This is a genomic window from Nocardioides sp. (assembly GCF_016462705.1).
GTDB lineage: Bacteria > Actinomycetota > Actinomycetes > Propionibacteriales > Nocardioidaceae > Nocardioides.
Window position 1 is genome coordinate 1 of the sequence record NZ_JAEMSS010000299.1, and the last position, 2,768, is coordinate 2,768.

General features: G+C 70.9%; 4 protein-coding genes. All 4 read right to left on the reverse strand.

Translation table 11 applies throughout. The annotated features are described in order from the left end of the window. Positions 1–768: proteasome subunit alpha (prcA, locus tag JHD21_RS21745; protein WP_292679632.1), on the reverse strand; the 768-nt coding region annotated here is incomplete at its 3' end. Next, on the reverse strand, positions 765–1,628 hold the full coding sequence (gene prcB / locus JHD21_RS21750) for a proteasome subunit beta (protein WP_292679634.1): 864 nt from the start codon (positions 1,626–1,628) through the stop codon (positions 765–767). The genes prcA and prcB, both read right to left, overlap by 4 nt. Beyond that, positions 1,625–1,822 carry a ubiquitin-like protein Pup gene (locus JHD21_RS21755; RefSeq protein ID WP_292679635.1) on the reverse strand — a complete coding sequence of 66 codons (198 nt, stop codon included), beginning with the start codon at positions 1,820–1,822 and terminating at the stop codon, positions 1,625–1,627. Before JHD21_RS21755 ends, prcB begins: the two co-directional genes overlap by 4 nt. A 29-nt stretch (positions 1,823–1,851) precedes the next feature. Next, positions 1,852–2,768: proteasome accessory factor PafA2 family protein (locus tag JHD21_RS21760; RefSeq protein ID WP_292679637.1), on the reverse strand; the 917-nt coding region annotated here is incomplete at its 5' end.

The window sequence follows — 2,768 nt, forward strand, 5'->3', positions numbered from 1 at the left end:
CGGCTCGGGGGCGGGGTCGCGCGCCATGTCGCCGGTCGGCGCCGGGGCGGACGGACCCCGCTCGCCGAGCAGCGCCTCGAGTCGGTAGGGCCCGATCCGGGCGAACTTACGGGGCTGTGCGCGGGTCCGGTCGAGCACCGCGACCTCGAGGTCCTTGACGGGGATGACCCGGTCCTGGGGCTCGCCCCGCTCGTCTGTGGTGTGGCCCAGGGCCGCGACGGCCAGGGCGATCGCATCCGCCAGCGAGGCGCTCTCCTCGTAGTGCTCGGACAGGTAGCCCGCGACCACGTCGGCCGCCCCGCCCATGACGGCGTAGCGGTGCTCGTCGGCGACCTGGCCGTCGTAGGTGAGGCGGTAGATCTGGTCGTCCGTCGGGGCATCGCCGATCTCCGCGACGAACAGCTCCACCTCGTAGGGCTTCTCGCCGCCGCTGGAGAAGATCGTGCCCAGGGTCTGCGCGTAGGCGTTGGCCAGCCCGCGGCCGGTCACGTCGCGGCGGTCGTAGGCGTAGCCGCGCATGTCGGCCAGCCGCACACCAGCGATCCGCAGGTTCTCGAACTCGTTGTAACGACCCACCGCGGCGAACGCGATCCGGTCGTAGATCTCCGAGACCTTGTGGAGCGCCTGGGACGGGTTCTCGCTGGCGAACAGCACGCCGTCGGCGTACTGCACCGCCACCACGGAGCGGCCCCGGGAGATGCCCTTGCGGGCGAAGTCGGCCCGGTCCTTCATCAGCTGCTCGGGCGAGACGTAGAACGGCATGCTCATGCGTCTTCCCCTCCCCCGGTGAGCTCGGACGCCGGGCCGTCGGGCCGCTGCATCCGGCCGGCGATGACCCGGTCGGCCAGCGCGGCGACGTCGGCGTCGGGCACCCGGCGGCCGCCCTCGACGGTGATCACCTGGATGACCGGGAAGATCCGGCGGGTCAGGTCGGGCCCACCCGTGGCGGAGTCGTCGTCGGCGGCGTCGTACAGCGCCTGGATCACCGCGGTGATGCAGCCCTCGACGTCGAGGTCGTCGCGGTAGAGCTTCTTGAGCGCGCCGCGGGCGAACATCGAGCCCGAGCCCACCGAGTGGAACGCGGTCTCCTCGTAGCGGCCGCCCGTGACGTCGTAGCTGAAGATCCGGCCCTGCCCGGCCTCGAGGTCGTAGCCGGCGAAGAGCGGGACCACGGCCAGGCCCTGCATGGCCATCCCGAGGTTGCCGCGGATGAGGGCGGCGAGCCGGTTGGCCTTGCCGTCCATCGACAGCGTGATGCCCTCGATCTTCTCGTAGTGCTCGAGCTCGGTCTGGAACAGCCGGACCAGCTCGACGGCCAGGCCCGCCGCCCCGGCGATGCCGACGGCCGAGAACTCGTCGGCCGGGAAGACCTTCTGGATGTCCCGCTGGGCGATGATGTTGCCCATCGTGGCGCGTCGGTCGCCGGCCATGACGACCCCGCCGGGGAACGTCGCCGCGACGATGGTGGTGCCGTGCGGCGCCAGCTCGGAGGCGTCACCCCCGGGCAGGCCGCGGCGGGCCGGGAGCAGGTCCGGTGCCTGGCCGGCCAGGAAGTCGGCGAACGACGAGGTGCCCGGCTGCAGGTAGGCGGCGGGGAGACGGCTGTCGCCGCTGGACGAGGGGCTCACTCGCCGCCCTTCTGGATGAACGACTTCACGAAGTCCTCGGCGTTGGTCTCGAGCACGTCGTCGATCTCGTCGAGGATCGCGTCGATGTCGTCGTCGAGGGCTTCCTTGCGCTCTGCCACGTCGGTCTCGACGACGTCTTCGGTCGTCTCCTCCGCCTCCGTGGACTTGCGCGGCTGCTTCTGCTCCTGGGCCATACCAAAACCCTATAGGGACGGCACGACTGTCACCGCGTGAGTTCGGCGACCAGGGCCTCGGCGGTCTCCGACCGGTCCAGCAGCTCGCCCACGTGCGCCTTGCTGCCGCGCAGCGGGTCGATGGTGGGCACCCGCTGCAGGGACTCCCGGCCGGGCAGGTCGAAGATCACCGAGTCCCACGACGCGGCGGCCACCGCGTCGGCGAACTTCGAGAGGCAGCGGCCGCGGAAGTAGGCGCGGGTGTCCTCCGGAGGCTCGTGCATGGCCGCGTCGACCTCGGCGTCGGTGAGCAGCCGGTCGATCCGGCCGTTGGCGACCAGCTTGTGGTAGAGCCCCTTCTCCGGACGGATGTCGGAGTACTGGTAGTCGATCAGCTCCAGCTTGGCGTCGCCCCACTCCAGGCCGTCGCGCTGCCGGTACTGCTCGAGGAGCTTGAACTTGGCCACCCAGTCGAGCTCGGCGGCGCACAGCATCGGGTCCCGCTCGAGGCGGTCCAGCACCGACTCCCAGCGGGCGAGCACGTCGACGGTCTGGGCGTCCGCGTCGGCGCCGTACCGGTCCTCGACGTACTTCCTGGCCAGGTCGAGGTACTCCAGCTGGAGCTGGACCGCGGTGAGGGTCCGGCCGTCCGCCATGGTCACGGTCTGCCGGAGCGTCGGGTCGTGGGACACGGCGCGCAGGGCGGAGACCGGTCCGTCGACGGTCAGCGGCTCACCCAGGAACCGGTCCTCGATCATCGACAGCACCAGCGCGGTGGTGCCGACCTTGAGGTAGGTGGAGATCTCGGACAGGTTGGCGTCGCCGATGATGACGTGCAGCCGGCGGTACTTCTCCGGGTCCGCGTGCGGCTCGTCCCGGGTGTTGATGATCGGCCGCTTGAGCGTGGTCTCGAGACCGACCTCCACCTCGAAGAAGTCCGCCCGCTGGCTGATCTGGAACCCGTCGT